The organism is Solibacillus sp. FSL W7-1436 (genome assembly GCF_038007305.1).
GTDB lineage: Bacteria > Bacillota > Bacilli > Bacillales_A > Planococcaceae > Solibacillus.
The window spans coordinates 1889789-1914717 of the sequence record NZ_JBBOWV010000001.1; the positions used below are offsets into that span (position 1 = coordinate 1889789).

The following is a 24929-nucleotide window of genomic DNA, read 5'->3' on the forward strand; positions in this document are numbered from 1 at the left end:
CGCGCTGTGCTTGCTGTCCTGTGGATGTTCAATGGAAAGAAAATCACTTTCCATTGAACTTCAACAGGGAAAAGGGGGATTTTTTATTCCTGAACGACTTCTTTTATCGGATTCAGTGCGACTTGTTGTTGCGCTGACCAATTGCGTGTCTGCCCAGCCCAACGTTCTGGATGCTTTTGTTTGGCTTCTTCATACACTAATTTTCTTTTCTCTAAAATTCCGATATGTTTACCAGTATGGCACTGCACCGGCGTCACAAATTTCAGGGCGCTATGTAAATGTACTTCGTTGTACCAACGAATAAATTTTATTGCCCAAGCACGTGCTTCCTCTAAAGACTTAAACCCTTTTCGCGGGAAATCAGGGCGGTATTTCAACGTCCGAAACATCGCTTCTGAATAGGGATTATCGTTGCTGACACGTGGTCTTGAATACGAGCTTTGAATACCCATTTTCTCCAGAAACCCTTGAAAAGTGGAGGCTTTCATCGGGCTGCCATTATCCGAATGAAGGACGAGTGGTGCACCTTGAATTTTTTCATTCAGTACCGCTTTTTGCACCAGTTGCTCCGCATAGTTTGCTTCTTCGGTTTCCCAAACCTCCCAGCCGACAACCTTGCGACTAAATAAATCAATGATTAAATAAAGACGATAAAACATACCTTTCACAGGTCCTGCTAACCACGTAATGTCCCATGTCCATACTTGATTCGGTGCCACAGCGAGATGACTTTCCGGTACCCGCTTCGTCGGTTTTTGACTAAAGCCTCGGTGATTTTGCATCTTTTCTTCGCGTAATACACGGTAAAATGTTGATTCTGAAGCGATGTACGTTCCTTGATCTGCTAACTTTGGGAAAATTTGCGTTGGCGGTAAATCGGCATATTCATCCTGCTTCACAACGGTTAAAATCTCTGTTCGTTCTTCTTCGGACAGCTTATTTTTCGGTAGGGGACGCTTGGCGATAAGGCGTTGGTCCAACTGGATTTCCCCGTCCTTTACCCAACGTTCATACGTGCGAACACTAATATGCAATTCTTCACATGCTTTTGCCAATCGCGCCCCGTTTCGGTTCGCTTCTTGAATCAATTCTACTGCGAGTTTGCGATTTGACGGGCAGGTCATTCTTCCTCGTCGTCCCCCCAAATCGCTTGGGCCTTTTTTCGAAGGAGTAATAAGGCTGCCGCTTCTGCCAATGCCTTTTCTTTCTTCTGTAAGTCCTTCTCCAACGCCTTTGCCCGTTGCTTTTCTTCCTTTAATTGCCCATTCAACTGCTTTGCCTGATCAAATGCCTGACCATTTGCCTGAAGACAAACTTCTTTCCATGCTTCGATCTGCTCACGATATAAGCCTTTTCGACGACAATATTCCGCTAACTCAGCTTCATTCATCGAGAAGGTTTCCATTACTACTAAAAATTTATCATGGCTGCTCCATTTATCGCTTGTTTGACCATTGCCAGGTGTTGCACTACCTGCTGCACGTGCTTCCTTGCGCCATTTATATAGGGTAGCTTCTGTAATGCCTGTTTCCTCATTTATTTTCGCTACCGCTTCGTTTTGTGGTGGCATCATGCGTGCAACAACGGCTTGTTTTTGTTCAGCCGTGTAGCGGATACGTTCTCTTTTCATTGTCATTCGTCTCGACCTCCGTGTTTTTACTTTACTATACCACGTAAGCTCGGTACGACATCTATCCTAACAGAGGGGGCAAACCAGATGATTGCTACAACAGACCCGTAACTTAAAAATCCTGTTAAAATGACAGACCAACCTGGATGATACCCTAGGCCAAATGATAAATAGAGGGGAAGGGCAATCGTACAAATGATAACACCCCAAATAGTAAGTCGCCCCCAGAAATGTGCCTGACTATGAAACGCTGCAAAGTTTTCCTCGCTTTTTGCAGGTGAAGCAACTGTTGTGTGACGCTCTAAAACGACCATTTTCATCATCCTCCTTCTATTAAACTAAAAAATACCCGACGCTCATACCGACTAAAATAACTAATCCTAGCGACCATTCACGGAGCCAATTCAGGTTGAACCGTTGTGCGGCCCACATAATAGCCGGCATGACAACTAAAGCGACTAAAAAAATAATCGTTTCATTCATGCCTTTTGCGATCTGGCCCCCGCCAAAATACCCGAAAGCACCAATCATTGCTGCAGTCGAAACGACGCTCAACCACTTTGCCCGGTTACCGCCGCCGCTTGTTAATTTACCTTGAAGACGGCCAAGGGATTTCGTGAATAGTGCTGTTACAAGGAGCCAGCCCATGCCGCCTAAACACATTGTCCACGCTGCTGCTGTAAATGCTTGTGCCGAGAAGTTTTTGTCGCTTAACTGTTCACCTGCCGCTTCCGCTCCGAGACTTGCTCCTACCGTCTCGATTGGTGCGGACCCCACGATACCGATTCGCATCATTGTTGTTGGTTCACCAATTAAAGTGATTAATGAAATGGCAACGATGATAATGGCAAATGACGGACCGAGTGAACTGATTGCACCTGTTCGGATAATAGAAGTGACTTCCTTGTTCGTTAAGCCGACTTCCGGTGCAACTTTTTTCGATATACGTATAAAGACAATGGCTTGGAAAATTACGATAAGCACAACGACAAATGATAAAACCCATAACACCGGATGATCCATAATTTCTGATGCTAAGTTCAAAAAGACCCCTCCTTTTAATTGACGGACAATTCAGTTTTTTTACACTATACTTTGTTTACGTATTGCGAAACAATGTGTAATCCTCTATATTTATAAATAAAATTATGGAATATTCTATATATTTAAGAAAGAGGGGAATGTCTATGTCAGATGGACAAGAAGCAATTCTACGTCAATTAACACTATCCAATAAACAGTTATCTATCCTCGTGGAAAGTATCCGGACGATCACATCCAAACTCCATATTGATGAAGTATTACATACAATCATGCGTCATGCACTGGACGTTATTCCTGAAGCGGATGCGGGGTATTTAATGCTTTTTGATGAACAAAAACAATGCCTTATCCCTAAAACCTATATTCATTTTCCTCCGCTAATTGAGCAATTTCAAACAAAGCCAAATGAGGCCATAACAGGTCGTGTTTTTGCGACAGGAATCGGTGAGTTCTTTAACAGTTACGATGAAATTATGGCTGCTATGTACCATCAAAATGTAAGCCCTCGTAACTTACAGACAATTTTAAAGAGTGCAAATGTCCCGCAGGCAGCTCTTTGTGTACCGATAACGGTTGATACTAAGCCAATTGGCATCATGATCCTTCACCAACTCCAAAAGAAAAGAGACCTCACACAAGAAGATCTATTATTTTTTCAAGCCTTTGCCGATCAGGTAGGGGTGGCCATTCAAAAAGCCCAGTATTATGAACAGATGATTGAAAAAGTAAAAGAAGCGCACGAATTATCCCTAGCATTAGAGACAAAACATACCCTTCTTAAACAACGCTATGACGTGCATGCCAGATTAAATCAATTGCTCTTGCAAAATGAACCGATATCCGTCATTTTGAATGAACTGCAAAATTTAACGCAAATGCCAATCGGTTTTTATGATGCATATGATGATGTTTTTTTCGAAGATAATCTGTCCATTCCCCATCACACAAAAACTAAAATAAGAAAACAATTACTCTTTAAAATGAATCCATTTGAATACCGACTTAAAAATGACCGCAGTTTTATTGTTTATCCTCTCTATAATTTGGATATTTGTTTAGGGAGTATGATTATTGAACAGAAAGACGTCATTGCCTACAAAGATCGGCAAACATTGGAGCAGGGGGCCAATATATTAACGCTGCAAATTTTACGCAATAAAAATGTTCTTGAACTCCATAATAAAAGAATCCAGGAAACATTCCACCAAATTATTGATGCACCGAATCAAAAATCAATTGCATCAACGGCATACCACATGGATTTGGATATGCAGGATTACTACCGGCTCTGTATTATCGAGTTCAAACAAACGGCGGACATGTTATCGATTGATCAGCATTTGCATCAGTTCATCTCGCTGCTGAAAGAAAAATTTTCAGGTGAACGGAAATTACTGTTTTATGAAAAAAATAAAATCACTTTATTAATCGGTGTACCGTCACCAATAACACTTACAACATTAAACGAAACATTTTCAAGGCTTCAAAAAAGTTGGCATTTACAGCATAAGCCGCTTTTCCGTTGTGCCATCAGTAAACAGTATAAGACGCTTCAGACTGTTTCTGTTCTTTTCGAGGAAGCACTGCAAACTTTACGCTTTTTACAAGTCCGTGATGAATGGACGATTACAAGCTACGATAAAATCGGACTCAATCAGTTAGTTTTACAAATCCCGCCACAAGATTTGGAAAACTTCATTCATGAACAAATTGGGGAGCTATTAGTTCAGTCGAATAAAATCCACCTATATGAAACATTGCTTGCCTATTTTAAGTTTAACCGTTCCATTCAGCAAACAGCCCAGCATTTACATATCCACACCAACACCTTGTACCAGCGCCTAAACCGGATTGAGCAGATGTTAAATATCTCTTTGCAACTACAGGAGGACGCTTTGAAAATACAATTAGCATGTTATTTGAAGGAAAATTATTTAACACCTGCAGAAAAAAGAGAATAAATATAGAGCAGTGAGTGAGGGGAACTGTACTTCTGGTAAATTAATGCACCTGAATAAAAATGTATACTAAAAATTCAAGTGAGTATAAAATAGGAAAAGTCGACATTGGGTAGTAAAGATATGTTGAAAAAATGATATTGGCTAACGGTTTGCGCAGGGAAGTGAATTTGTATTCGGGAAGATAAAGTATTTTTAAAGTTATCGGAGTAGTAGGGCCAATAGAAAAGTTGAAAAAATAGAGGATGTGAAACAATGGATTGGTTTGGCAATATATTGGGAGAAGTAAATACAATATTATATTCATATGTATTAATAGTTTTATTAGTAGGAACGGGTATATTTTTAACGTTCAAAACTAAGTTTATTCAGTTTCGATTAATCAAAGAAATGCTTAAACTTATTACAGAAGCGGCACCAACAGATCAGTCAGGAAAAAAAGGTATCTCTTCTTTCCAGGCTTTTACCATATCTGCTGCTTCCCGTATCGGAACAGGTAATATAGCGGGTGTTGCTACGGCCATTGCTCTTGGCGGTCCCGGTGCGATATTTTGGATGTGGATGATTGCGCTCATCGGGGCAGCATCTGCACTGATTGAAAGTACATTAGCACAAGTATATAAAGTTAAAGATAGTAGTACCGGGTTATTTCGTGGTGGCCCTGCCTACTATATGGAAAAAGGTTTAAATAAAAGATGGATGGGCATTCTTTTTGCCGTTGTTATTACAATTACTTATGGCTTTATTTTTAATTCCGTCCAGGCAAATACGATTTCCATTGCATTTGAAGAGAGTTTCGGTGCCAATCGTCTTGTTGTAGGGTTAGTATTGGCTGCCTTAACAGGGGTTATTGTTTTCGGTGGGTTAAAAAGGATTGTAAGTTTTACTCAAATAGTTGTTCCTGTTATGGCAATTTTGTATATTATCATCGCACTTATTGTTGTAGTCCTCAATATTACCGAAATTCCGGGTGTTTTTCTCCTTATCATAAAGTCGGCCTTTGGATTGGAAGAAGCATTTGCGGGAATGATCGGTGCGGCAATTATGAATGGGATTAAACGCGGATTATTCTCCAATGAAGCAGGGATAGGATCTGCACCTAACGCAGCAGCAACAGCAGATGTTTCCCATCCGGTTAAGCAAGGACTGATCCAAGCGCTTGGTGTATTTATTGACACATTGGTTGTATGTACAGCAACAGCAGCAATCGTATTATTAGGCGATGCATATCTGCAGTCTGACGCAACTTCAGTCAATTTAACGCAAGCCTCTTTAGTTGATAGTTTAGGGGATTGGGCAGGAAGCTTCCTGGCGATCATTGTATTTATGTTTGCCTTTAGTACAGTTATCGGAAATTACTACTATGGTGAGTCGAATATTAGTTTTATAAAAGAGTCCAAAACGGGCTTATTAGTATTCCGTGTATTCGTCGTACTTTTCGTTATGTTTGGTTCAATTGCAAAAGTACAGATTGTATGGGATTTAGCGGACCTATTTATGGCTTTTATGGCAATTATCAACTTAATTGCTGTTCTCCAACTTTGGAAAGTAGCCAAACCGGTTGTTAATGATTATTTAAATCAGCGCAAGCAAGGCAAAGATCCGGTATTCTATAAGAAAAACGTACCTAATATAGGTGAAGTGGAATGCTGGGGAGAAGATGAAAAAGTAGAAAGAAAACGTTAAATTAAAGTATTGCCAGCGTGACGAAATATTTATTAGAACTTGAAAAGAAAGGCAGTGACATAAGTAGGATTACCGTTAAATAAGAGGGAAGCCGCCTTTATTAAAAAAACGGATATATTGAAAAATTGATTGGAATGCAGGGCGACTCCAGCGGGAATAGCGTGACGCCTGAGACTACAGGCTCAGGCCACGCCCGCGGAAAGCGTCCCGGAATGGAAATCAATTTTTAACGCTCAGCAAAAAAATGCCATTTTTCTCTCTCAGAGAAGAATGGCATTTTTGGGTTATATTCCACCCACTTTTTTCAAGAGATGAAGGTTATCTAACCCAAAGAAATATAATTAGAAGCGAGTCTAGTTTAACCCGTATGGCTGCAGACCCTTCTTTTTCACTTGAATACGCCAAACTTCATTTTTTGATGACTCCGTTACATAGAGATATCCATCATAAAAAGCTAAATTGGTTGCGAATGTTCCTGCATCTTCAGGAAGGCGGATTGTTCCGTATTTAAAACCATCTGCATCAAGCACTACAACTTCTCCGGCTTGGAAATGGGCTACGTACAGATTGCCTTCAGCGTCTACGGCTAATCCGTCCGGACCGATTCCACCTTCAAAACGACCGAAAATAAACGGTGATTCAGGGGAATTTTCGGCATTCACAGAAGGGACAGAGAGAATTTGATTTTTATCAAACTCCGAAATATAGACACGCTGGCCGTTTGCTGAAATTGCGATTCCATTTGGATAAGCAATATTCTCCGAGAAGAGGATTGCTTCCGTTTCGCCAGGAGGTAGGTAGAAGACACGACCTGTTGGATGAGTAGCACTGGAACCCATTGGCTCAGTAAAATAAAGTCCGCCCGTTTCATCAAAAACAAGGTCATTTAAACCGTTTAAAGGCTGCCCATCGTAAGAATTGATAACGGTTTTGCGTTCACCGGTAGCAGGATTGTAAGAATAAAGTTCCCCTTTACCATCCGTTATAAATAAGCGGCCATCTTTGTGGAACTTTGCCCCAATCGGCATTAATGTATCTTTATTTCCTAAAACTGTTTTAACTTTGTTGTCTTTTATTGTTAGAATTTCACCAGTTGTCGGGCTGACTAACCAGATGTTTCCATTACGATCGAAGTTAATACCTTCCATGAACCCGCTGCCAGTAGCAACCTTTTCCCATTTACTACTCTGATGAATGATTTCGGAAATGTTATGTCTTTCTTCTGCCGGCACTGGTTTTGTTTCATACAATGCCTTTGCACCAGCAAATGTGACCGTTATAAGCGAGAGAACAAGAACCAATATCCATGCAAGTGCACCTTTTTTAGACTTCATAAATACCTCCTATTAACTATTTTAGAATATAAGCGCTTATATTCTTTGTATCCTACCAGTTGTTCGGCGGTCTAAATAGCAGAAAAAGTACTCGAATGAAACAAATATAAAGTAGTAATTTTATCTATTTAGAATAGTATTTATTTGTTATACTGAAAATTTGGATTATTATTGATGCAAAAACAATATACTTACTACGTAATCGGACAATAGCTGTTTTTAAAGAATGATGATTTATAAAATAGTAAGCCTGTTTGTTAGGTTCCATCTATATAATGAAATATGAGAAATAGAATCATCAATTGACTCAAAATATAAGTAGAAAGGGGCGACCTTATGCACGCTATACATAAAATAGGGGGAAGTTTCTGGTATATCACTCCTGTATCGTTGACTGACCGTCCGATTTTAGGGATGGTGGTTGGCAGTAAAAAGACATTAATGATTGATGCAGGCAACTCGGAAGAACATGTGAATTATTTTCTGGGGGAACTTATAAAAAGGGGAATTCCTGATCCGGATTTAATTGTCCTGACACATTGGCATTGGGATCATATTTTTGGACTTTCCGCATTAGCAAATACTGTTTCAATTGCGTCCAAAGAGACTAAAGAGGAAATGGAGAAGCTTATCCCGTTTTCGTGGTCAGATGGAGCCATCGATGCACGAGTAAAAGAAGGCGTGGAAATTGAATTTTGTGCGAAAGCAATTAAGGAAGAATACAGTAATCACCGGAACATTAACATTACGCTGCCGGATATAACGATAGAGAACAGAGCAGAGATAGATCTGGGTGGTGTCACTTGTATCGTACAGCATGTCGGAGGGGACCATGCTGCAGATTCTGTCATTGTGTACATTAAAGAAGAGAAGATTCTGTTCCTAGGAGACTGCATTTATCCGAGAATGTATGCCGAAAAAGTACACTATACAATTAGTGAAACGTTACGGGTATTAGATTTACTGGAAACGTTTGATGCAGAAACTTATATTCCTTCACATCAACAGCCAATCTCAAAAGAAGATTTCGATAAAGAAGTCGCTTTGCTTAGAACGATTGCGAAATTTACAGAGGATTGTAATGGGGATCAGTCGAAAATTGTGAAGAAATACGGCGACTATATAAAAAGGGAACTTACCGAAGAAGAATTAGAAACCATTTCCGACTTTGTGAATGGCTATTAACTGTTCGCTTCATAATTGAATTTGAAAAAACGTCTAATTGTTGATGAAACGGTTAGGCGTTTTTTTATGGCGATTTGACAAAAGTAACAACCCATTTATAATTATAAGTTGTTAGATATTTTTTACATAAAATTCACGGTCAGTAAAACAATCAGAAGGGAAGATTTTATGAAATTCATTAGTTTACCAAAGCTAGGATTAATTTTAGCATTAAGTTTATTGCTAGCTGCATGTTCTTCTGAAGTTGATGGTACAGAAAAACAAGCCGTCAACTTAGCTTATGTAGAATGGGAGACTGAAGTTGCCTCCACTCATGTAGTAGGGCAAGTTCTGGAAGATTTAGGATACGATGTAACCCTCACGCCTTTAGATAACGGAATTATGTGGGAAGCTCTTGCCAATGGGGAAGTTGATGGCATGGTTTCAGCATGGCTGCCACAGACGCATGCTCCGCAAGTTGAGAAGTACAAAGGTCGTATAGATGATTTAGGTGAAAATCTGGCAGGTGGAAAAATCGGGTTAGTAGTCCCGAGTTATATGGATGTGGACTCTATCGAAGATTTAACTGATGAGGCAGGTAAAACGATAACGGGCATTGAACCAGGAGCAAATATTACGGGAACTACAGAAAAGGCGTATGAGATATACCCTAACCTTGAAGGGTGGACGGTACTCAGCTCTTCTTCAGTAGCGATGACAGGGGCTCTTAAGCAAGCAATTCAGAATGAAGAAGAAATTATAGTGACAGGCTGGTCTCCTCACTGGAAATTTAACTTATTTGATCTGAAATATTTAGATGATCCAAAAGGGATGTATGGAACTGAAGAGTATATCGGTACATTTGCGCGGAATGGATTCAAGGAAGATAACCCTGAGGCATACAGTGTTCTCGATAATTTCCACTGGACTCCGGAAGATATAGAAAGTGTTATGTACGATATTATGGAAGGCATGGATCCGAAAGATGCAGCAAAAAAATGGATTGAAGAAAATGAAGCTAAAGTAGCCGAATGGACAAAAGAAGTTAAATAAAGTTCCCTAATCGGTTTTAAAATGAATAACAAATCGTGAGTCTCCATTCGAAGTGGCTGCGATTTTGAAAAGAACCCCCTAATTGTTGATGCCCAACGAATTAGGGGGTTCTTTTTCTGGGTACAATAAGAAAGTGAATCGTAAGTGATTTTTTCTGCTGTGCAGCTTATTTAAAGTAGAACTATTTTTAAACAAAAAAATACACCTGCCAAATGCATTGTAAAAAATGCTGACACGTGGTAAATTTATATAGATATGCGCAAAAAAACAATAAATATGCGTATATTATTCCTTACCTTAATTATATATAAAAATTCTTTATTAGTCAACTCTTAAATATTTTCAAGGAGTGAATGTTATGAAAGCAGATTTCCTGGACGAACAAAAGCGGTTAAACAGTGTCGTGAACGTAATAAATGATCAAACACATCAACTGGAATCAGAAACGTTAAAGCTCCGAAATGAAGTGGTAAATACACGTAAGCATTTTTGGGATGAAATCAAAGTGAATACGGATTCGTTTGATGATTTTTTGGAAACCGTTATTAACTTAAGACAAGAAGCGCAGGCATTAGCTGTTGGAGAAAGTACGCATCATCACGCATCCAAAAGATTAGCTGTCCTGCATCGGATGAAGTCGGTCCCTTATTTTGGACGAATTGATTTTCTTGAAGAAGGTTTTTCGGAGCAGGAGAAAATTTATATTGGGATTTCATCTTTGATGGATGCAAGTGGTGAGGACTTCCTGATTTATGACTGGAGAGCACCGATTTCAAGTGTCTATTATGATTATGAGCCTGGTCCTGCACAGTATAAAACGCCCGGTGGGAAGGTTTACGGCGATCTCGAGAAAAAGTGGCAATATGTTATTCGTAACGGGAAACTGCAATCGATGTTTGACACTAGTCTCACGATTGGTGACGAAATTTTACAGAAGGTGCTTGGAAAAGGCGCGGATAAGTATATGCAAAGTATCGTAGCAACGATTCAAAAGGATCAAAACCGTATTATACGCCATGATCAAGGGCGTATGCTCATTGTGCACGGTGCAGCAGGCAGTGGTAAAACTTCTGCTGCATTACAAAGAATCGCATTTCTATTATATAAATACCGGGACCGTATAAAAGCCGACCAAATTATATTATTTTCACCAAATGCTATGTTTAATAGCTATGTTTCCAACGTACTTCCGGAGCTTGGGGAAGAAAATATGCAGCAAGTTACATTCCAGGAATATTTGGATCACCGTTTAAGTAAAGATTTTCACTTAGAAAATCCATATCACCAATTGGAATATGTGCTGACTGCAGCAAATAGCCCTTCGTATAGCGCAAGAATAAAAGGCATTCAATTCAAAGCATCTGTCAAATATGTTGAGGCGATAAAATTATACCGAGAAACTTTGGAAAAATCGGACCTGCTATTTAAAGATATTAAGTTCAGAGGGAAAACAATCATTTCGGCACAGCAATTGTCGGAGAAGTTTTATCGGGATCATATTTCCCTGAGCTTTCAAAGCAGACTTGAAAAACTGAAAGACTGGCTAATGAGTAAAATTAAAGAACTAGAAAAAACAGAACGTTCTCAGCCATGGGTAGAGGAGGAAATTGAGCTACTGAGCGATGAGACGTACCATAAAATCCACAAATATTTAGCGAAGAAAAATGGCTTTGAACGAGAAGAGCAGGGAGATTACGAAATGGATCATGACGCGCTTATTCAAGTAATCGTCCGCCTGAAATTGAAGGCAGTGAGAAAACAAATTCAAACACTGGACTTTATTGATTTAGAAGGCGTTTATAAACAGCTTTTTACAGATCCATTATTGATGCAACAGCAATTAAATGGAGAAGTACCAGATGAATGGGAAGCGATATGTGAAGATACCCTTCAAATGTTGGAATCGGGAACGCTGTATTATGAAGACGCGACACCATTTCTGTTTTTGCAGGAATTGATCCAAGGTTTTCAAACGAACCGTTCGATCAAGCATATTCTCATTGATGAGGCACAGGATTATTCGCCATTTCAATTTGAATTTCTGAAGCGCTTATTCCCTTCTGCCAAAATGACGGTGCTAGGTGATTTTAATCAGGCTATTTTTGCTCATGCAAGTGGAATTGGAGATTTTCAAATGCTTAACCACCTTTATGGGGAAGAACAGACGGAAGTGATCAACATGACCCGAAGTTATCGTTCGACGAAGCCGATTATTGAATTTACACGGAGTCTCATTGCAAATGGGAAAGAGATCATTCCGTTTGAACGTGCTGGAGAGCTGCCGTTATTAAACCAAGTGGAAAATCATACACAATTGCACGAACGCATTATGTCCAGCATTTCGAAATTGCAAAGTGAAGGCTATGGCAGTATCGCAGTCATTTGTAAATCAGCAGAAGAAAGTAAGACAGCATTTGAGACGTTAAATAAAATTGACGGAATTAAGCTGATAAAAAGCGGTACTGCGGAATTCGAGCAAGGGGTTGTAGTCATCCCTTCTTATTTAGCGAAGGGGATCGAGTTTGAAGCGGTCATCATTTACAACGTATCTGAAAACGTATATGGGGATGAAAGTTTACGCAGAATTTTTTATACAGCCTGCACAAGAGCAATGCACGTGCTGCAATTGTACAGCGTAGGAAAACCGAGTCTTTTTATGCAAAAGGCTTTAGAAAAAAACCTTGTACAACTTGAGTTGCATTCAGAAAGCGTTAGGTAGTTGTTTCATTAAAACTAACGAAAACGGAGTCCGGGTTTGTACCGGGCTCCGTTTTAATTTTCGGGTTAGAATCAAAATCTTACCTGTTATTTCTTAATAACCGGAATCCACATTTCCCCGTGTACTTGACTTTGGATAGGCGATAATATGATAATTCCCGTAATCATTGCCCAATGGTTTGGAGTAGGTGGATTCATCAATCACAAAGTCTTCGTTATATTTTTCTTCAAGAGAAGCTTCGGCGGCATTTTCCGCTTGGTAGCCTATAATCGGGTAGTAAAAATAATCAAATGAAGCAATCGTCAGTATTAAAATAAAGAACGCCGGAATTGCCAGTAACGCCAGTAACACAATCTTTATTATCCGCATTGCTGTTTCTCCTAATACGTATAGCGCGCTACTTGCTCACCTTCAATAACAAGGCCGTCAATTTCCTGGAAGCCCATTTTTTCATAGATGCGCTTTGCATGCGCATTGTCAGGTTCATAGGAGAGGGTAATCGTTTGATGGTGAGGCTCTTTCATTGTTCGAATATCTTCTATTATGAGCTGAACGGCCTCTTTGCCATAACCTTTCCCCTGATGTTTTTGGTCGATCATCATACGGTAAATCCAGTATTCATGATCATCTTCATCCAGCCCATAAAGGGTGAAACCGACCATTTCTTCACCATAGTAAATGCCTTTTGCATGGAAATTTTCCAGAAAGTTCAGCTGTGCCAGTGACACTGCATTCGAGGCGACAAACTTCACTTGATCTTCCCGTACTTTTAGCGAGATTGCATTTATCCAATTGTCTTTTGTAATCGTTTTTAAATTCAGCATTTCTTTTGTCCCTCTCTCATGTAAAATGACTTGTTATGCATTGTTTACTAACAATTAATACCATAAAAGGAATTGGAATTAAATGTTGCATATGACCGAATTTAAATAAACTTAATTGAAGCGGAAAAACGGCTGAAAGTCCCAAAAATCTTACGGTGAGGGGGATTACATTGAACAATTAACGTTTCATCTGCGTATTTCAAATGTCTATATTGCGAAAAATCATGAACATATACTAGGTTAGAGGTCAAACTTAACAAGGAGGTGAATAATATGCCGTTTTTTGGGCAAAATTTCAGATCTGGGATGTTTCCGCCAAATGGACAACAATTTGGTCCTCCACCACAAATGGGAAGACAGCAGATAGGAATGCCTCGTCCAAATGAATTTGCAAGACCGAGGGAAGCTTTTTACCCGCCATATCCTGTAAATCCAAGACAGGGGCAACAGCAATTCAATCTCTATCCACAACAACAACAACAGCAGCAAGGGTCTCGCTTTAGCGGTCTATCCGATAATTTAAATACAGTGATGGGCCATGTGGGGACAATAACGAATGGAATTAATACAATGAGACAAGTAGGCGCAATGCTGAATCTCTTCAAATAATAAATAGATATGCGGAACTATCAATTTAGCCTATCAATAGAAAATTATTGATAAGCTTTTTTGTTTTGTACATAAAAAGACGCTAATCAACTGCTGTTTGCACAGAGGTTGATTAGCATTCTGATTAATTTTTATTATGTGGACGAAGAATTGTTCTTTTTGTACGGTTTCTCATCCGAATGATGTTTGGACCGATTTCATTTAATACAATCGCTACGAGTATCAGTACGATTCCAATCCATTGCAAAGCTGTGACCGTTTCAGCCAAAATAATGCTTGCCGATAAAATCGCTACAGGCAGTTCAACAGAAGTTAATATATTCGCCAAACCTCCTGAAATGAGTGGTGCACCAACTGCATAAAACAGCGGCGGCAATACGGCTCCAAACAATGAAACCCCGGCAGCACTCATCACCAAGTTTCCTTCAAGAGGAAATACTGCAGGGATGTCCTTCATAAAGATAAGAAATACCAAGATCGTGGAACCCGTCACCATTAAAGAAGTACGGGTTAGTGGATGTACTTCAACAGCAACTTTCCCGCTGAAAAAGATAAAGGCAGCATAAGTAAAGGCAGACAATATACCCATTACAAATCCTTTAATCGGTAGGCCTTGTATATCGCCGGTTAAAATATTCGATGCAAAAAATACACCTATTAAAATAAGAACAATCGCAAAAATAGTAATTGGCGCGGGCTTAATTTTATTGAAAGCCCATTCGAACAGAATGCCGATCCAAACAAACTGGAACATTAAAATGATAGCCAGTGAAGCAGGCAAATACTGCATTGCACCATAATAAAAAATACTTGTTAAACCGATAAAACAGCCGGTAATCATAATAGGAAGGATGTTCTTTTTAGTCAGCCCCTTCATCCCGAACCCTTTCAGGAAAGTGATCGACCATAACAGCAGAAAGGAAATGACCATTTGGACAAGGTTGATTTGACCAAGGGAATAGCCATAGCCGAACCCTGTTTTGGCAAAAACCGGTGTAAATCCAAAGCATCCTGCACCGAGCAGTACAAAGAATACTCCTTTATTTATCTTCATTTCTATAAACCTCCAATAGTGCTTGAAAAAAATGATAGTGTCTTACCCGTATACTAAAACAGGCAGACTTAATGGGTTCTGCATCTAAACAGAAATTATTGTGAACTAATATAATTATAGGGTAAATTTATCTTGGAATAAAGATATTTTAGTTTGAAATAAATTACATGGAAGAAGTAGCACGTTATGACCTACAAAGTTGTATAGAAAGTATGCGTCTGGGGCAGCCATAAATCGATCGGTGAATTTCAATAGGTATTAACCAATAAAATTTAGGCGACTGAACATCTAATAAGTGATATTCAGTCGCCTATTAGATTTTCCGATTCATTCAGGGCTCGGATTTATTCCTTCTACTAAATCCTCTTGAGGGCGCCCAATTGCGTAGCCTTGCGCATAATGAACGCCAACTGATTGGATAAATTCATATTCCGCCTTTGTTTCAATGCCTTCAGCAATTACTTTTGTCCCCGATTCGATCGCATAATTTAAAATGACTGTTAAAAGCTGCTGCTGCGCTTTATGCTGATTGATATTTTGAATAAGTGAACGATCCAGTTTAATAAATTCCGGCTTTAAGTAAATTAATGTTTTTAGACTATTGTAGCCTGAACCGACATCATCAACCGCAATCCAATAACCTTGTGACCGGTAGTGGGAAAGGACCCGTGCAAATTCCTCGAAATCTCCGAGAGCACTGCGCTCCGTCAGCTCAAATACAACCTGCTCAGGGGAAATACCCAATCTTTCCAGCAAAGCCCTCGTTTCACCGCTATGATAATTTTTATCGAGCAATACATTTGGATGGATATTGATAAACAATGTGATATCTTTCGTCGAATTGTAATTGAGCAATTTTTTGTGATAGCGAACGAGCGAAAGATTCCGGCAAAAGCATTCGAACAAAAAGACTTTATCCGTTTGTCCGACAAATTCATAGAAAATATCCGCCGTTTGAAAAAGCTTCAGCGCAAGAGGCCGGTTCAATGCTTCAAAACCAAATGTCGTATTGTTTTTTACATCATAAATAGGCTGAAAATATGTATTCATTGCCTCCTGTGCCATGATGTTTTTCAATGCTAATGACCGGGAGAGATGGCGGATCGTTTTGCTCCTTAACAGAAACCGCTGCATCATTCCCTTGAAATCAATTGAATTGTTCGGCGTTGAATTTACGAATGTTTTCATGGAATGCTCCTACCTGAAGTTATGATTCTTAATTTTAAACGGAAATTGTTTTCATATTATAAAGCCAGTGTAAAGATTGGTTTTTTTGTTATAGGTAATGGGTACTTGTATTAAAAATAATGGATAGGCCATTGTATAGGTTGAGAATACAAGGTAGGTTGGTAGGAAAGTTCTGAATATGAACAATTCGTGAATACCTTCTATATAAAAGCTGGATATGTTGGTATATTAATAAAAAATTAATGTAACTTTTACAAAAGGGGTGAAGAAGATGAAGATTAATAGCTTGGTACGAGGCATTAGTTCAGAATCAGAGGAAAGAAAACGCTCCCAGCTCCGCAAAGAGGCGGGCGAAGCATATAAAAAGCATGCACAATATACGGATCCAAGTAAAAACCCACTGCTAAAAGTACTGGAAAACTTGCTTTCCGGTAAAACAGAAAAAGATTTGCTGATGCAGGACAATGCCAAGCAGGCCGAAAATCTTGCAGCAGTAAATGACATCACGTATACACAAACACCAATATTGGATAATATGCGTCTAGCATCGACTGTCCCTTCACCTCAAGATATACTTACAGCAGCAAAAGTATCAACTTCCATTCCGCAAATGCCGGCAAACACTCGAAACCAACATACAGAGCAAGTACAACCAGAGGAACTCGTCTCGTTTTCCAACGAAAGTCTTTCCTATACAATACCGGAAAAGTTCAAGCAAGATTTTGCACGTAATCCAGAAGAGCAAACTGTATTTGGCCGAGAGTTGGAAAAGAGGTTATTCCAGCGTTCATTCAATATAGCTGCACAAAAATACAGCGCACATATTGCCATGGTGAACAACGGTTACCGTTCAGCAGAGGAATCTGTTTTTTCGAAAACTGCATGATAATAAACCCGCTCAGATGGAGTGGGTTTTTTACATTTAAGTAAATTATAAAATGCGTATTAAAGCATAGCACTTAACAAATCATTCAATGGTATAATATTTCCAAAGTTAAGAATATGGAGTGGTCTTTTTGGCGAAGAAGCAAGCAAAAACAAATGCAGTCCGTTTAATTGAGCAGAAAAAAATCATACATGAAATCTTTGAGTATACGATTAACGACGGGGAAGCGGTGGATGGATTGACCGTTGCCGGCAAAATCGGCCAGCCTGCCCTTCATGTCTATAAAACTCTGGTCGCAACTGCAGGAAAAGGCAATTATTTTGTTTTCGTCATTCCGGTAGATGCGGAATTGAATTTAAAGGCCGCAGCAAAAGTGGCAGGGCAAAAGAAAATCGAGATGCTTCCTGTTAAGGAGCTGCTTGGCTTAACCGGTTATATTCGGGGGGGCTGCTCGCCGATCGGCATGAAAAAACTGTTTCCGACAATTATTGAAGAAGCGGCAACTGCACTAGATTATATATTTGTCAGTGCAGGAAAAATCGGGATGCAGATTAAACTTGCACCGGAAGATTTGAAAAAGGCAACGAACGGGCAATTTGCATCGATTGTCTCTAAATAGAAAGAAGGATTGTTGTGTCGAAGAAATTTAAATGGCAATGGGGAAGTTTTTTTGTAGGGATGATGATCATGGCGCTTGGTATTACGATGACGATTAAAGGGAATGTTGTCGGAACAGCTCCATGGGATGTTTTCCATATTGGTCTTTATAAGCAAGTTGGATTGACGATCGGTTCCTGGTCGATTTTAACGGGTCTGACGATTATTATCGGAACATCTATTTATTTGAAACGTATTCCGAAGCTTGCGACGTTTTTAAATATGCTGTTCATCGGTTCATTTATTGATTTGTTCAACTGGCTTCTGCCAGAGACGAGTATTTTTATACTGGAACTTTCGTATTTTACAGCCGGCTTTTTTGTAATGAGCATTGGTTGTGCACTCTATATTGCGGCAAGTCTTGGCGAAGGTCCGCGTGATACGATTATGATGATTATTGCGAGTAAAGGCTATTCTGTGAAAACAGGGCGGCTCGTAATGGAAGTATTTGCGACAGGTGCCGGATGGCTGCTTGGTGGTCCTGTTGGTTTCGGGACAGTTATTTTAGCGCTCGGCACAGGTTATGTCATTCAGCCTTCACTATTTTTCTTTAAAAGAAAGCTTGAGGAGATAATCGGAGAGCCACTTACATAAAATTTTCATTCTCTGTGCTAAAATATAATGGAAATAGATATTGAAAGGATGAACGCGCATGTCAAACGTATTAGACACCTTTTTGGATGAAAACTTACTGGCACTACAAGCACAAGGTTTATACAACGAAATCGATCCGGTAGAGGGAGCAAATGGCCCGATTATTAAAGTTGGAGGCAAACAGCTTGTAAACCTGTCATCAAACAACTACTTAGGTTTGGCGACGAACGATGAGCTGAAAAAAATTGCTCAGGATACAATCGCCTCATATGGTGTTGGTGCAGGGGCTGTTCGTACAATTAACGGCACGCTCGATCTACACGTAAAACTGGAAGAAACATTGGCGAAATTTAAAGGTACAGAAGCAGCGATCAGCTACCAATCAGGCTTCAATTGTAATATGGCGGCAATTTCTGCTGTTATGGACAAAAATGATGCGATTTTATCGGATGCATTAAACCATGCTTCAATTATCGATGGCTGCCGTTTATCTAAAGCAAAAATTATCCCATTCGCCCATTCAGATATGGATGATTTACGCGCAAAAGCAAAAGATGCAACAGAATCTGGCCTTTACAATAAAGTAATGGTCATTACTGATGGTGTTTTCTCGATGGATGGCGATATTGCCAAGCTTCCGGAAATCGTGGAAATCGCAAAAGAGTTTGATTTAATTACGTATGTAGACGATGCACACGGTTCAGGTGTTACAGGTAAAGGTGCCGGAACAGTGAAGCAGTTCGGTCTGCAGCACGATATCGACTTCCAAATCGGTACATTGTCAAAAGCAATCGGTGTTGTTGGCGGCTATGTAGCAGGGAAGAAAAATCTGATCGACTGGCTAAAGGTCCGTTCCCGTCCATTTTTATTCTCAACAGCATTACCGCCAGGGGATGTTGCGGCGATTACACGTGCTGTAGAGATGATTATGGAATCGACTGAGTTGCATGACAAGCTTTGGGAAAACGGTCAGTATTTAAAAGATGGCCTAGCAAAACTTGGCTTTAATATCGGGGAATCGGAAACACCGATTACACCATGTATTATTGGCGAAGAAAAGCTGACACAGCAATTCTCGAAACGCTTGCTTGAAGAAGGTGTGTACGCAAAAGCAATCGTGTTCCCGACAGTGCCAAAAGGAACAGGCCGCGTGCGCAATATGCCAACAGCAGCACATACGAAAGAAATGCTCGATGAAGCACTGGCGATTTACGAAAAAGTAGGCCGCGAGTTGGAAGTAATTAAATAAGCAATGTAAAGCTCAGCACTTTTTAGATGGTGCTGAGCTTTTTTGTTGAGGATTAAGTAAGTGCAATTGAGGATTACTGAGAGGAGATTGAGGATTAAGTAAAGGCAAGTGAGGATTACTGAATATGATTTGAGGATTATTTAACCGAAAGTGAGGATAAAACAAAAAATGCGGCAAATAAATCGCCGCATTTGGATAACTGAATAATCAAAAGCTATTTCAAAACCGTCTCCTTAAACAGACCAAGCTTCGCGACACGCTGCATTGCTTCGCGCAAACGTTCTTCATCGACGAGCAGTCCGACGCGAATATAGCCTTCGCCGTACTCACCAAACCCATTGCCGGCTGCAACGGCAATATCCGCTCTTTCCAGTAAAAAATCGGCAAACAGTTCACTCGTATATGGTGCAGGTACGGGCAGCCATGCAAAGAATGAGCCTTTTGGTGCCGTGATTTCCCAGCCGATTTTATGGGCCTCTTCAACGAGTACATTGCGCCGACGCTCGTATAATGCACGCAATTCCTCTACACAGGATTGCTCCTCATTCAGTGCGACGGCTGCTGCATGCTGAATCGCAGGGAACTGGCTGCAAAATAGATGGTCCTGAATAATATTGATCGCTTCAATCATTTTTGCATTACCGACAGCAAAGCCGATGCGCCAGCCAGCCATATTATACGATTTGGACAATGTATAAAGCTCAATGCCGACATCTTTTGCACCGGGTGCCTGCAGGAAGCTTGGCGGACGTTCACCATCAAAGCCTATTGCCCCGTAAGCGAAGTCATGGGCAACCGCAATGTTATTCTCTTTAGCGAACTGTACGGTCTGTTCAAAAAATTCATATGTCGCAACACCGCCAGTAGGATTGTTCGGATAGTTTAAATACATCAATTTCGCCCGGTTTTTAATTTCCTCGGACAATGTTTCATAGTCCGGCAAAAAGTGATTTTCCTCTTGAAGCGGCATCGTATCAAACTTGACATCTGCAAGTGCGACACCGGATAAGTAATCGGGATATCCCGGATCTGGGAGTAGCATATAATCGCCAGGATTCAGGAGTCCGAGCGGAAGTTCGACTAAACCGATTTTCGTTCCGCCAAGAACAGCTACTTCTGTAGCGGGATCAATATCGACATTATATTCACGTTTATAGAAGTCCGCAGCTGCCTGTTTGAGCTCTGCAATACCGCGGAATGGAGAATATTTATGTGTTTGGGGATCATTTGCCGCATTTTGCAGTGCTTCCACAATATGTGCCGGTGTTGGCTGGTCCGGATTCCCCTGACCTAAATTAATCACATCACGCCCTTGGGCAAGCGCTTCATTTACTTTGTTTACAAGTGCTGCGAAAAACTGTGGTGGTAACTGTTGCAGCTTTTTCGAGAATTCGATCATTCTTTATCACCTCTGAAAAATAGTAAGGTTAATATTAGTCTAAAACTTCACTTAAGTAAAGTGAAGATTTTGACAACTTGCAGTGAGATGTTACAATGAGTACGAATATGCGAAAATTGATTCGCACGGAATTTTTTAAGGCGGTGGCAGTTATGAAAATCGGTTGTATTCAATTGAATGTTGGTTTTGGCAAGGTAGATGAAAACTATGAACGCGCGGAGAAATTTATTCGCGAAGCGGCAGCAGGCGGCGCTGAAATTATCGTATTACCGGAAATGTGGAATACGGGCTATGCGCTCGAAAAACTGGAAGAGCTGGCAGATGAAAATGGTGAACGTACGAAAGCCTTTTTAAGCAGTCTTTCAAAAGAATTGGCGGTACATATTGTAGGTGGATCAGTATCGGTGAAGCGTGATGATAAGTTTTACAATACGATGTATACGTACAATCGCGATGGTGAATTAGTCGGCGAGTACAGTAAAGTGCATTTATTCCGTTTAATGGATGAGCATCTGTATTTGGAATCCGGCAGTGACATGAACCGTTTCGCATTAGGTGAGCTCGAAGCGGGCGGTGCAATTTGCTATGATATTCGCTTCCCGGAATGGCTGCGTTCTCATGCGTTAGATGGTGCTAAGGTGCTGTTCATTCCAGCACAATGGCCGACACCACGTATCGATCACTGGAAAATATTACTGCAGGCGCGAGCAATTGAAAACCAGTGCTTCGTCGTTGCGGTAAACCGTATTGCCCGTAAAGTGGAAAACTTCAATGGCCAGTCAATGATTATCGGGCCATGGGGTGAGGTACTTTGGACAGGTGCAGACGATGAGGAGCTGGCGATTATTGAGGTTGATTTTTCAACGGTCGATGAAGTGCGCGGCCGCATCCCTGTATACGAAGATCGCCGTCCGGGTCTCTATGAAAAAGTAATAAAAGAATAAATTTTAAAAGCGTACCGGATGAATGCCGGTGCGCTTTTTTGCATTAAGCAGCAAATTAACTCACTGATGCAATAAAAAAATTCTCCCCAACCAAAACAACCACTACTTTCCACTTGCCATCTCACACGTCTCATTTTAATATAAGAACAAACGTTCGATATAAGGAGATGAGCTTTATGTATGAAAATGCGCCGGAACGTTCGATTATTTGTATTGATATGCGCAGTTTTTATGCAAGCTGTATTGCATCGGTTGAAAATTTAAATGTAATGGAAGTCCCGATTGCGATTGTCGGAAATTTTCAGCAAAAGGGGAGTGTTGTGCTTGCAGCGTCCCCTCCGATGAAAAAACGCTTTAATATTCGTACAGGTTCGCGATTATACGAAATTCCGCCACATCCGGATATTCGTCTTTTTGAGCCGCGGATGTCGTTATTTATTCGCATATCAATGGAAATTACACGCCTGTTCAACGAGTTTGTTCCAAAAGAGGCCATTCATGTATATAGCGTCGACGAAAGTTTTATCGATTTAACCGGAACCGAAAAGTTATGGGGACCGCCCGAAGAAACGGCAAAATACATTCAGCAGCTCGTTTACAATCAATTTGAAATTCCGTGTGCAGTCGGTTTTGGGCCGAATATGCTGATGGCAAAACTGGCGCTCGACATCGAAGCAAAAAAGACGGGATTTGCGAAATGGACATATAATGATGTACCGGAAAAACTGTGGCCGATCATGCCGCTGTCCACGATGTGGGGCATCGGCGGCCGTACAGAAAGAACGCTGAATCATATGGGCATATACTCTGTCTATGATTTGGCACATGCTGATTTAGCGTTACTTGAAAAGCGTTTCGGAGTTCTTGGGAACCAGCTTTATTACCATGCTTGGGGAATCGATCACTCGACAGTCGGTGCGCCAATTATGCAAGGACAGATCAGCTTCGGTAAAGGGCAGATGCTGATGCGCGATTATCGCAGTCGAAAGGAAATTTTAGTCGTATTGCTGGAAATGTGTGAAGATGTGGCAAGGCGTGCGCGGGAAGCGAAAAAAATCGGCCGGACGATTTCATTGGGACTAAGTTACAGTAAGGATGCTTTCGGAGGCGGGTTTCACCGTTCACGCACAATCGATGAGCCGACAAACGATACACTGAAAATTTTTGAAGTGTGCAAGCAGCTGTTCGACGAATTTTACGCCGAACGACCGGCACGTAAAGTTACGATTACATTAAGCAATATTGAAAGTGAATATTCAATGCAGCTCAGCCTGTTCGATGAGATGCGTTGGCGCAACCGCAGGCTTGGGGAAACGATGGACCGTTTACGTACAAAATACGGCACAACAGCGATATTGCGTGCGGTTTCCTATACGGAAGCGGGCACTGCACTGACGCGGGCTAAATTAGTAGGCGGGCATAAACAATAAGGAGCATTCCTGTTAGAAAGATTTTCGGGGACTTGAAAACAAAAAAGCCCTCCTGTATGATGCTTGAGTGTCAACGGTCATTGACTCATACATCTACAGGGAGGACCCATTCCAATGAATTTTAATACGAATGACAAAATTAATCAAGTTTCTGAAAATACTCTAGTTATCGGCATCGACATTGCTAAACATAAACATTATGCTTGTGCAATTGATGATCGAGGTCGTGTGCTCCAAAAATCATTTCCAATCATGCAATCACGTATTGGGTTTGAAAACTTTTATGAACGCCTAATGGCGCTCAAAGCAGCTTATGACAAACAAGAAATTCTCATTGGGTTTGAGCCAACAGGCCATTACTGGATGAACTTAGCTGCGTTTTTGACGAACTATGGAATTCCATTCGTAATGGTTAATCCAATGCACGTTAATCGCTCGAAGGAATTAGATGACAACCTGCAAACGAAGAATGACCAAAAGGATGCGCTAGTCATTGCTCGCCTTATGAGAGACGGTCGTTTCAGCTATCCCCGTCATCTCGAAGGAATCGAGGCTGAGTTACGAAATGGAGCAACATTACGTTCAAAGATTCAAGAAGATTTAAATGCCTTACAAAATCGCATTATTCGTTGGTTGGATCGCTTTTTCCCTGAATTCACACAAGTGTTTAAAAGCTTTGGGAAAATGGCCTATGCGGTGCTCGAAATGACACCGTTGCCAACAGATATTGTAGGAAAATCACCAGAAGAATTACTATTTTTATATCGCCAGGTAGACGGCATGAAAAGCCCACAGCTACCTAAGGCAAAGCAATTAGTCGAGGTTGCAGAAAGCTCAATTGGGCTGACAGAAGGTTTAGTGATGGCCAAATTCGAAATCGCCACGCTTCTTTCACAGCATAAATTGATGCACGCTCAACTTGACGAATTAACAGCTCAGCTCGTAGAGCTAGCCAAACAAATGATGGAATATGAATATTTAGCATCGGTACCTGGAATCGGGGATGTCACGATTGTCGATTTACTATCAGAGGTTGGTTCTTTAGCGCAATATACACATCCACGCCAATTAATTAAACTAGCGGGACTCACATTGCGTGAAAACTCTTCTGGTCAGCAAAAAGGACAAAAACGGATTTCCAAGCGAGGTAGAAGAAAACTACGCGCCCTTCTGTTCCGAGTCATGATGCCGTTAATCTTGCATAATCCAGCCTTTAAGCAATTACATGAATATTACACAACGCGCACGGTCAATCCGCTCCGAAAGAAGCAATCAATTGTGGTACTGTGTGGCAAGTTATTGAAAGTTTTACATGCCTTGTGCAAGAGAAAAACATTGTTTAACGAACACCAAATGATGAACGATTTCGCCCGTCTTCAAACGGCTGCCTAAAACGCCACCAACAGAAGTCAAAAACAAGAGGATGACACGGAGAAGCCGGCATTATTTTCACCATCCGACCGTTGAATGAATTCAATTGAGTCCACAAAGGAGCATCGCCAGCCTC

At 40.6% G+C, this 24929-nt stretch carries 21 protein-coding genes and 1 pseudogene; 13 read left to right on the top strand and 9 right to left on the bottom strand.

Features of this window, described 5'->3' with window-relative positions:
* Nucleotides 1-83 precede the first annotated feature (83 nt).
* From MKX73_RS09485 to MKX73_RS09495, 3 genes and pseudogenes are all read right to left on the bottom strand, one after another.
* A pseudogene (locus tag MKX73_RS09485) lies at nucleotides 84-1630 on the bottom strand (IS3 family transposase).
* Between the two features lie 26 nt (nucleotides 1631-1656).
* The gene (locus MKX73_RS09490) at nucleotides 1657-1944 is read right to left on the bottom strand and encodes a hypothetical protein (protein ID WP_340717214.1); all 288 of its coding nucleotides are present in this window, start codon (nucleotides 1942-1944) and stop codon (nucleotides 1657-1659) included.
* A 19-nt stretch (nucleotides 1945-1963) separates the two neighbouring features.
* Nucleotides 1964-2674, bottom strand: a complete 711-nt coding sequence (locus MKX73_RS09495; RefSeq protein ID WP_340717215.1) for a DUF5058 family protein — start codon at nucleotides 2672-2674, stop codon at nucleotides 1964-1966.
* Between the two features lie 143 nt (nucleotides 2675-2817).
* Between MKX73_RS09495 and MKX73_RS09500 the strand changes: the two genes are divergently transcribed.
* On the top strand, nucleotides 2818-4635 hold the full coding sequence (locus MKX73_RS09500; RefSeq protein ID WP_340717216.1) for a helix-turn-helix domain-containing protein: 1818 nt from the start codon (nucleotides 2818-2820) through the stop codon (nucleotides 4633-4635).
* A 252-nt stretch (nucleotides 4636-4887) separates the two neighbouring features.
* Nucleotides 4888-6318 carry an alanine/glycine:cation symporter family protein gene (locus MKX73_RS09505; protein WP_340717217.1) on the top strand — a complete coding sequence of 477 codons (1431 nt, stop codon included), beginning with the start codon at nucleotides 4888-4890 and terminating at the stop codon, nucleotides 6316-6318.
* A 353-nt stretch (nucleotides 6319-6671) separates the two neighbouring features.
* Here the strand turns inward: MKX73_RS09505 and MKX73_RS09510 are convergent, their stop codons facing one another.
* Nucleotides 6672-7652, bottom strand: a complete 981-nt coding sequence (locus MKX73_RS09510) for an SMP-30/gluconolactonase/LRE family protein (RefSeq protein WP_340717218.1) — start codon at nucleotides 7650-7652, stop codon at nucleotides 6672-6674.
* Nucleotides 7653-7988: 336 nt separating this feature from the next.
* Between MKX73_RS09510 and MKX73_RS09515 the strand changes: the two genes are divergently transcribed.
* From MKX73_RS09515 to helD, 3 genes are all read left to right on the top strand, one after another.
* On the top strand, nucleotides 7989-8837 hold the full coding sequence (locus MKX73_RS09515) for an MBL fold metallo-hydrolase (protein ID WP_340717219.1): 849 nt from the start codon (nucleotides 7989-7991) through the stop codon (nucleotides 8835-8837).
* Nucleotides 8838-9005: 168 nt separating this feature from the next.
* The gene (locus MKX73_RS09520) at nucleotides 9006-9869 is read left to right on the top strand and encodes a glycine betaine ABC transporter substrate-binding protein (RefSeq protein WP_340717220.1); all 864 of its coding nucleotides are present in this window, start codon (nucleotides 9006-9008) and stop codon (nucleotides 9867-9869) included.
* 358 nt (nucleotides 9870-10227) lie between these two features.
* Nucleotides 10228-12588 carry an RNA polymerase recycling motor HelD gene (gene helD / locus MKX73_RS09525; RefSeq protein ID WP_340717221.1) on the top strand — a complete coding sequence of 787 codons (2361 nt, stop codon included), beginning with the start codon at nucleotides 10228-10230 and terminating at the stop codon, nucleotides 12586-12588.
* A gap of 93 nt (nucleotides 12589-12681) precedes the next feature.
* On the opposite strand, the gene MKX73_RS09530 is transcribed toward helD, so the two are convergent.
* Nucleotides 12682-12957, bottom strand: a complete 276-nt coding sequence (locus MKX73_RS09530) for a hypothetical protein (protein WP_340717222.1) — start codon at nucleotides 12955-12957, stop codon at nucleotides 12682-12684.
* An 11-nt stretch (nucleotides 12958-12968) separates the two neighbouring features.
* Nucleotides 12969-13412: a GNAT family N-acetyltransferase gene (locus MKX73_RS09535; RefSeq protein WP_340717223.1), complete on the bottom strand. Its 444-nt coding sequence runs from the start codon at nucleotides 13410-13412 to the stop codon at nucleotides 12969-12971.
* A 273-nt stretch (nucleotides 13413-13685) separates the two neighbouring features.
* On the opposite strand from MKX73_RS09535, the gene MKX73_RS09540 reads away from it, so the two are divergent.
* Nucleotides 13686-14021 (top strand): hypothetical protein, encoded by a 336-nt coding sequence (locus MKX73_RS09540; protein WP_340717224.1) that lies wholly within the window; start codon nucleotides 13686-13688, stop codon nucleotides 14019-14021.
* A gap of 124 nt (nucleotides 14022-14145) precedes the next feature.
* On the opposite strand, the gene MKX73_RS09545 is transcribed toward MKX73_RS09540, so the two are convergent.
* Nucleotides 14146-15075 (bottom strand): EamA family transporter, encoded by a 930-nt coding sequence (locus tag MKX73_RS09545; RefSeq protein WP_340717225.1) that lies wholly within the window; start codon nucleotides 15073-15075, stop codon nucleotides 14146-14148.
* Nucleotides 15076-15402: 327 nt separating this feature from the next.
* Complete coding sequence (locus MKX73_RS09550) at nucleotides 15403-16263, bottom strand: EAL domain-containing protein (protein ID WP_340717226.1); 861 nt, start codon at nucleotides 16261-16263, stop codon at nucleotides 15403-15405.
* 271 nt (nucleotides 16264-16534) lie between these two features.
* Between MKX73_RS09550 and MKX73_RS09555 the strand changes: the two genes are divergently transcribed.
* The 4 genes from MKX73_RS09555 (at nucleotide 16535) to MKX73_RS09570 (ending at nucleotide 19649) form a co-directional block, all read left to right on the top strand.
* Complete coding sequence (locus MKX73_RS09555) at nucleotides 16535-17149, top strand: hypothetical protein (protein WP_340717227.1); 615 nt, start codon at nucleotides 16535-16537, stop codon at nucleotides 17147-17149.
* A gap of 130 nt (nucleotides 17150-17279) precedes the next feature.
* A complete protein-coding gene (gene ybaK / locus MKX73_RS09560; protein WP_340717228.1) occupies nucleotides 17280-17768 on the top strand; it encodes a Cys-tRNA(Pro) deacylase in 489 nt (162 codons plus the stop codon).
* 14 nt (nucleotides 17769-17782) lie between these two features.
* A complete protein-coding gene (locus MKX73_RS09565) occupies nucleotides 17783-18400 on the top strand; it encodes a YczE/YyaS/YitT family protein (RefSeq protein ID WP_340717229.1) in 618 nt (205 codons plus the stop codon).
* A 58-nt stretch (nucleotides 18401-18458) separates the two neighbouring features.
* Nucleotides 18459-19649, top strand: coding sequence for a glycine C-acetyltransferase (locus MKX73_RS09570; protein WP_340717230.1), 1191 nt, complete (start codon nucleotides 18459-18461; stop codon nucleotides 19647-19649).
* A gap of 214 nt (nucleotides 19650-19863) precedes the next feature.
* Here MKX73_RS09570 and MKX73_RS09575 read toward each other — a convergent pair whose 3' ends face one another.
* On the bottom strand, nucleotides 19864-21048 hold the full coding sequence (locus MKX73_RS09575; RefSeq protein WP_445783309.1) for a pyridoxal phosphate-dependent aminotransferase: 1185 nt from the start codon (nucleotides 21046-21048) through the stop codon (nucleotides 19864-19866).
* A gap of 152 nt (nucleotides 21049-21200) precedes the next feature.
* On the opposite strand from MKX73_RS09575, the gene MKX73_RS09580 reads away from it, so the two are divergent.
* The 3 genes from MKX73_RS09580 (at nucleotide 21201) to MKX73_RS09590 (ending at nucleotide 24814) form a co-directional block, all read left to right on the top strand.
* Nucleotides 21201-21992, top strand: a complete 792-nt coding sequence (locus tag MKX73_RS09580) for a carbon-nitrogen family hydrolase (protein ID WP_340718879.1) — start codon at nucleotides 21201-21203, stop codon at nucleotides 21990-21992.
* Between the two features lie 176 nt (nucleotides 21993-22168).
* The gene (locus MKX73_RS09585) at nucleotides 22169-23422 is read left to right on the top strand and encodes a Y-family DNA polymerase (protein ID WP_340717231.1); all 1254 of its coding nucleotides are present in this window, start codon (nucleotides 22169-22171) and stop codon (nucleotides 23420-23422) included.
* 114 nt (nucleotides 23423-23536) lie between these two features.
* Nucleotides 23537-24814, top strand: a complete 1278-nt coding sequence (locus MKX73_RS09590; protein ID WP_340717204.1) for an IS110 family transposase — start codon at nucleotides 23537-23539, stop codon at nucleotides 24812-24814.
* The last annotated feature ends 115 nt before the right edge of the window (nucleotides 24815-24929 follow it).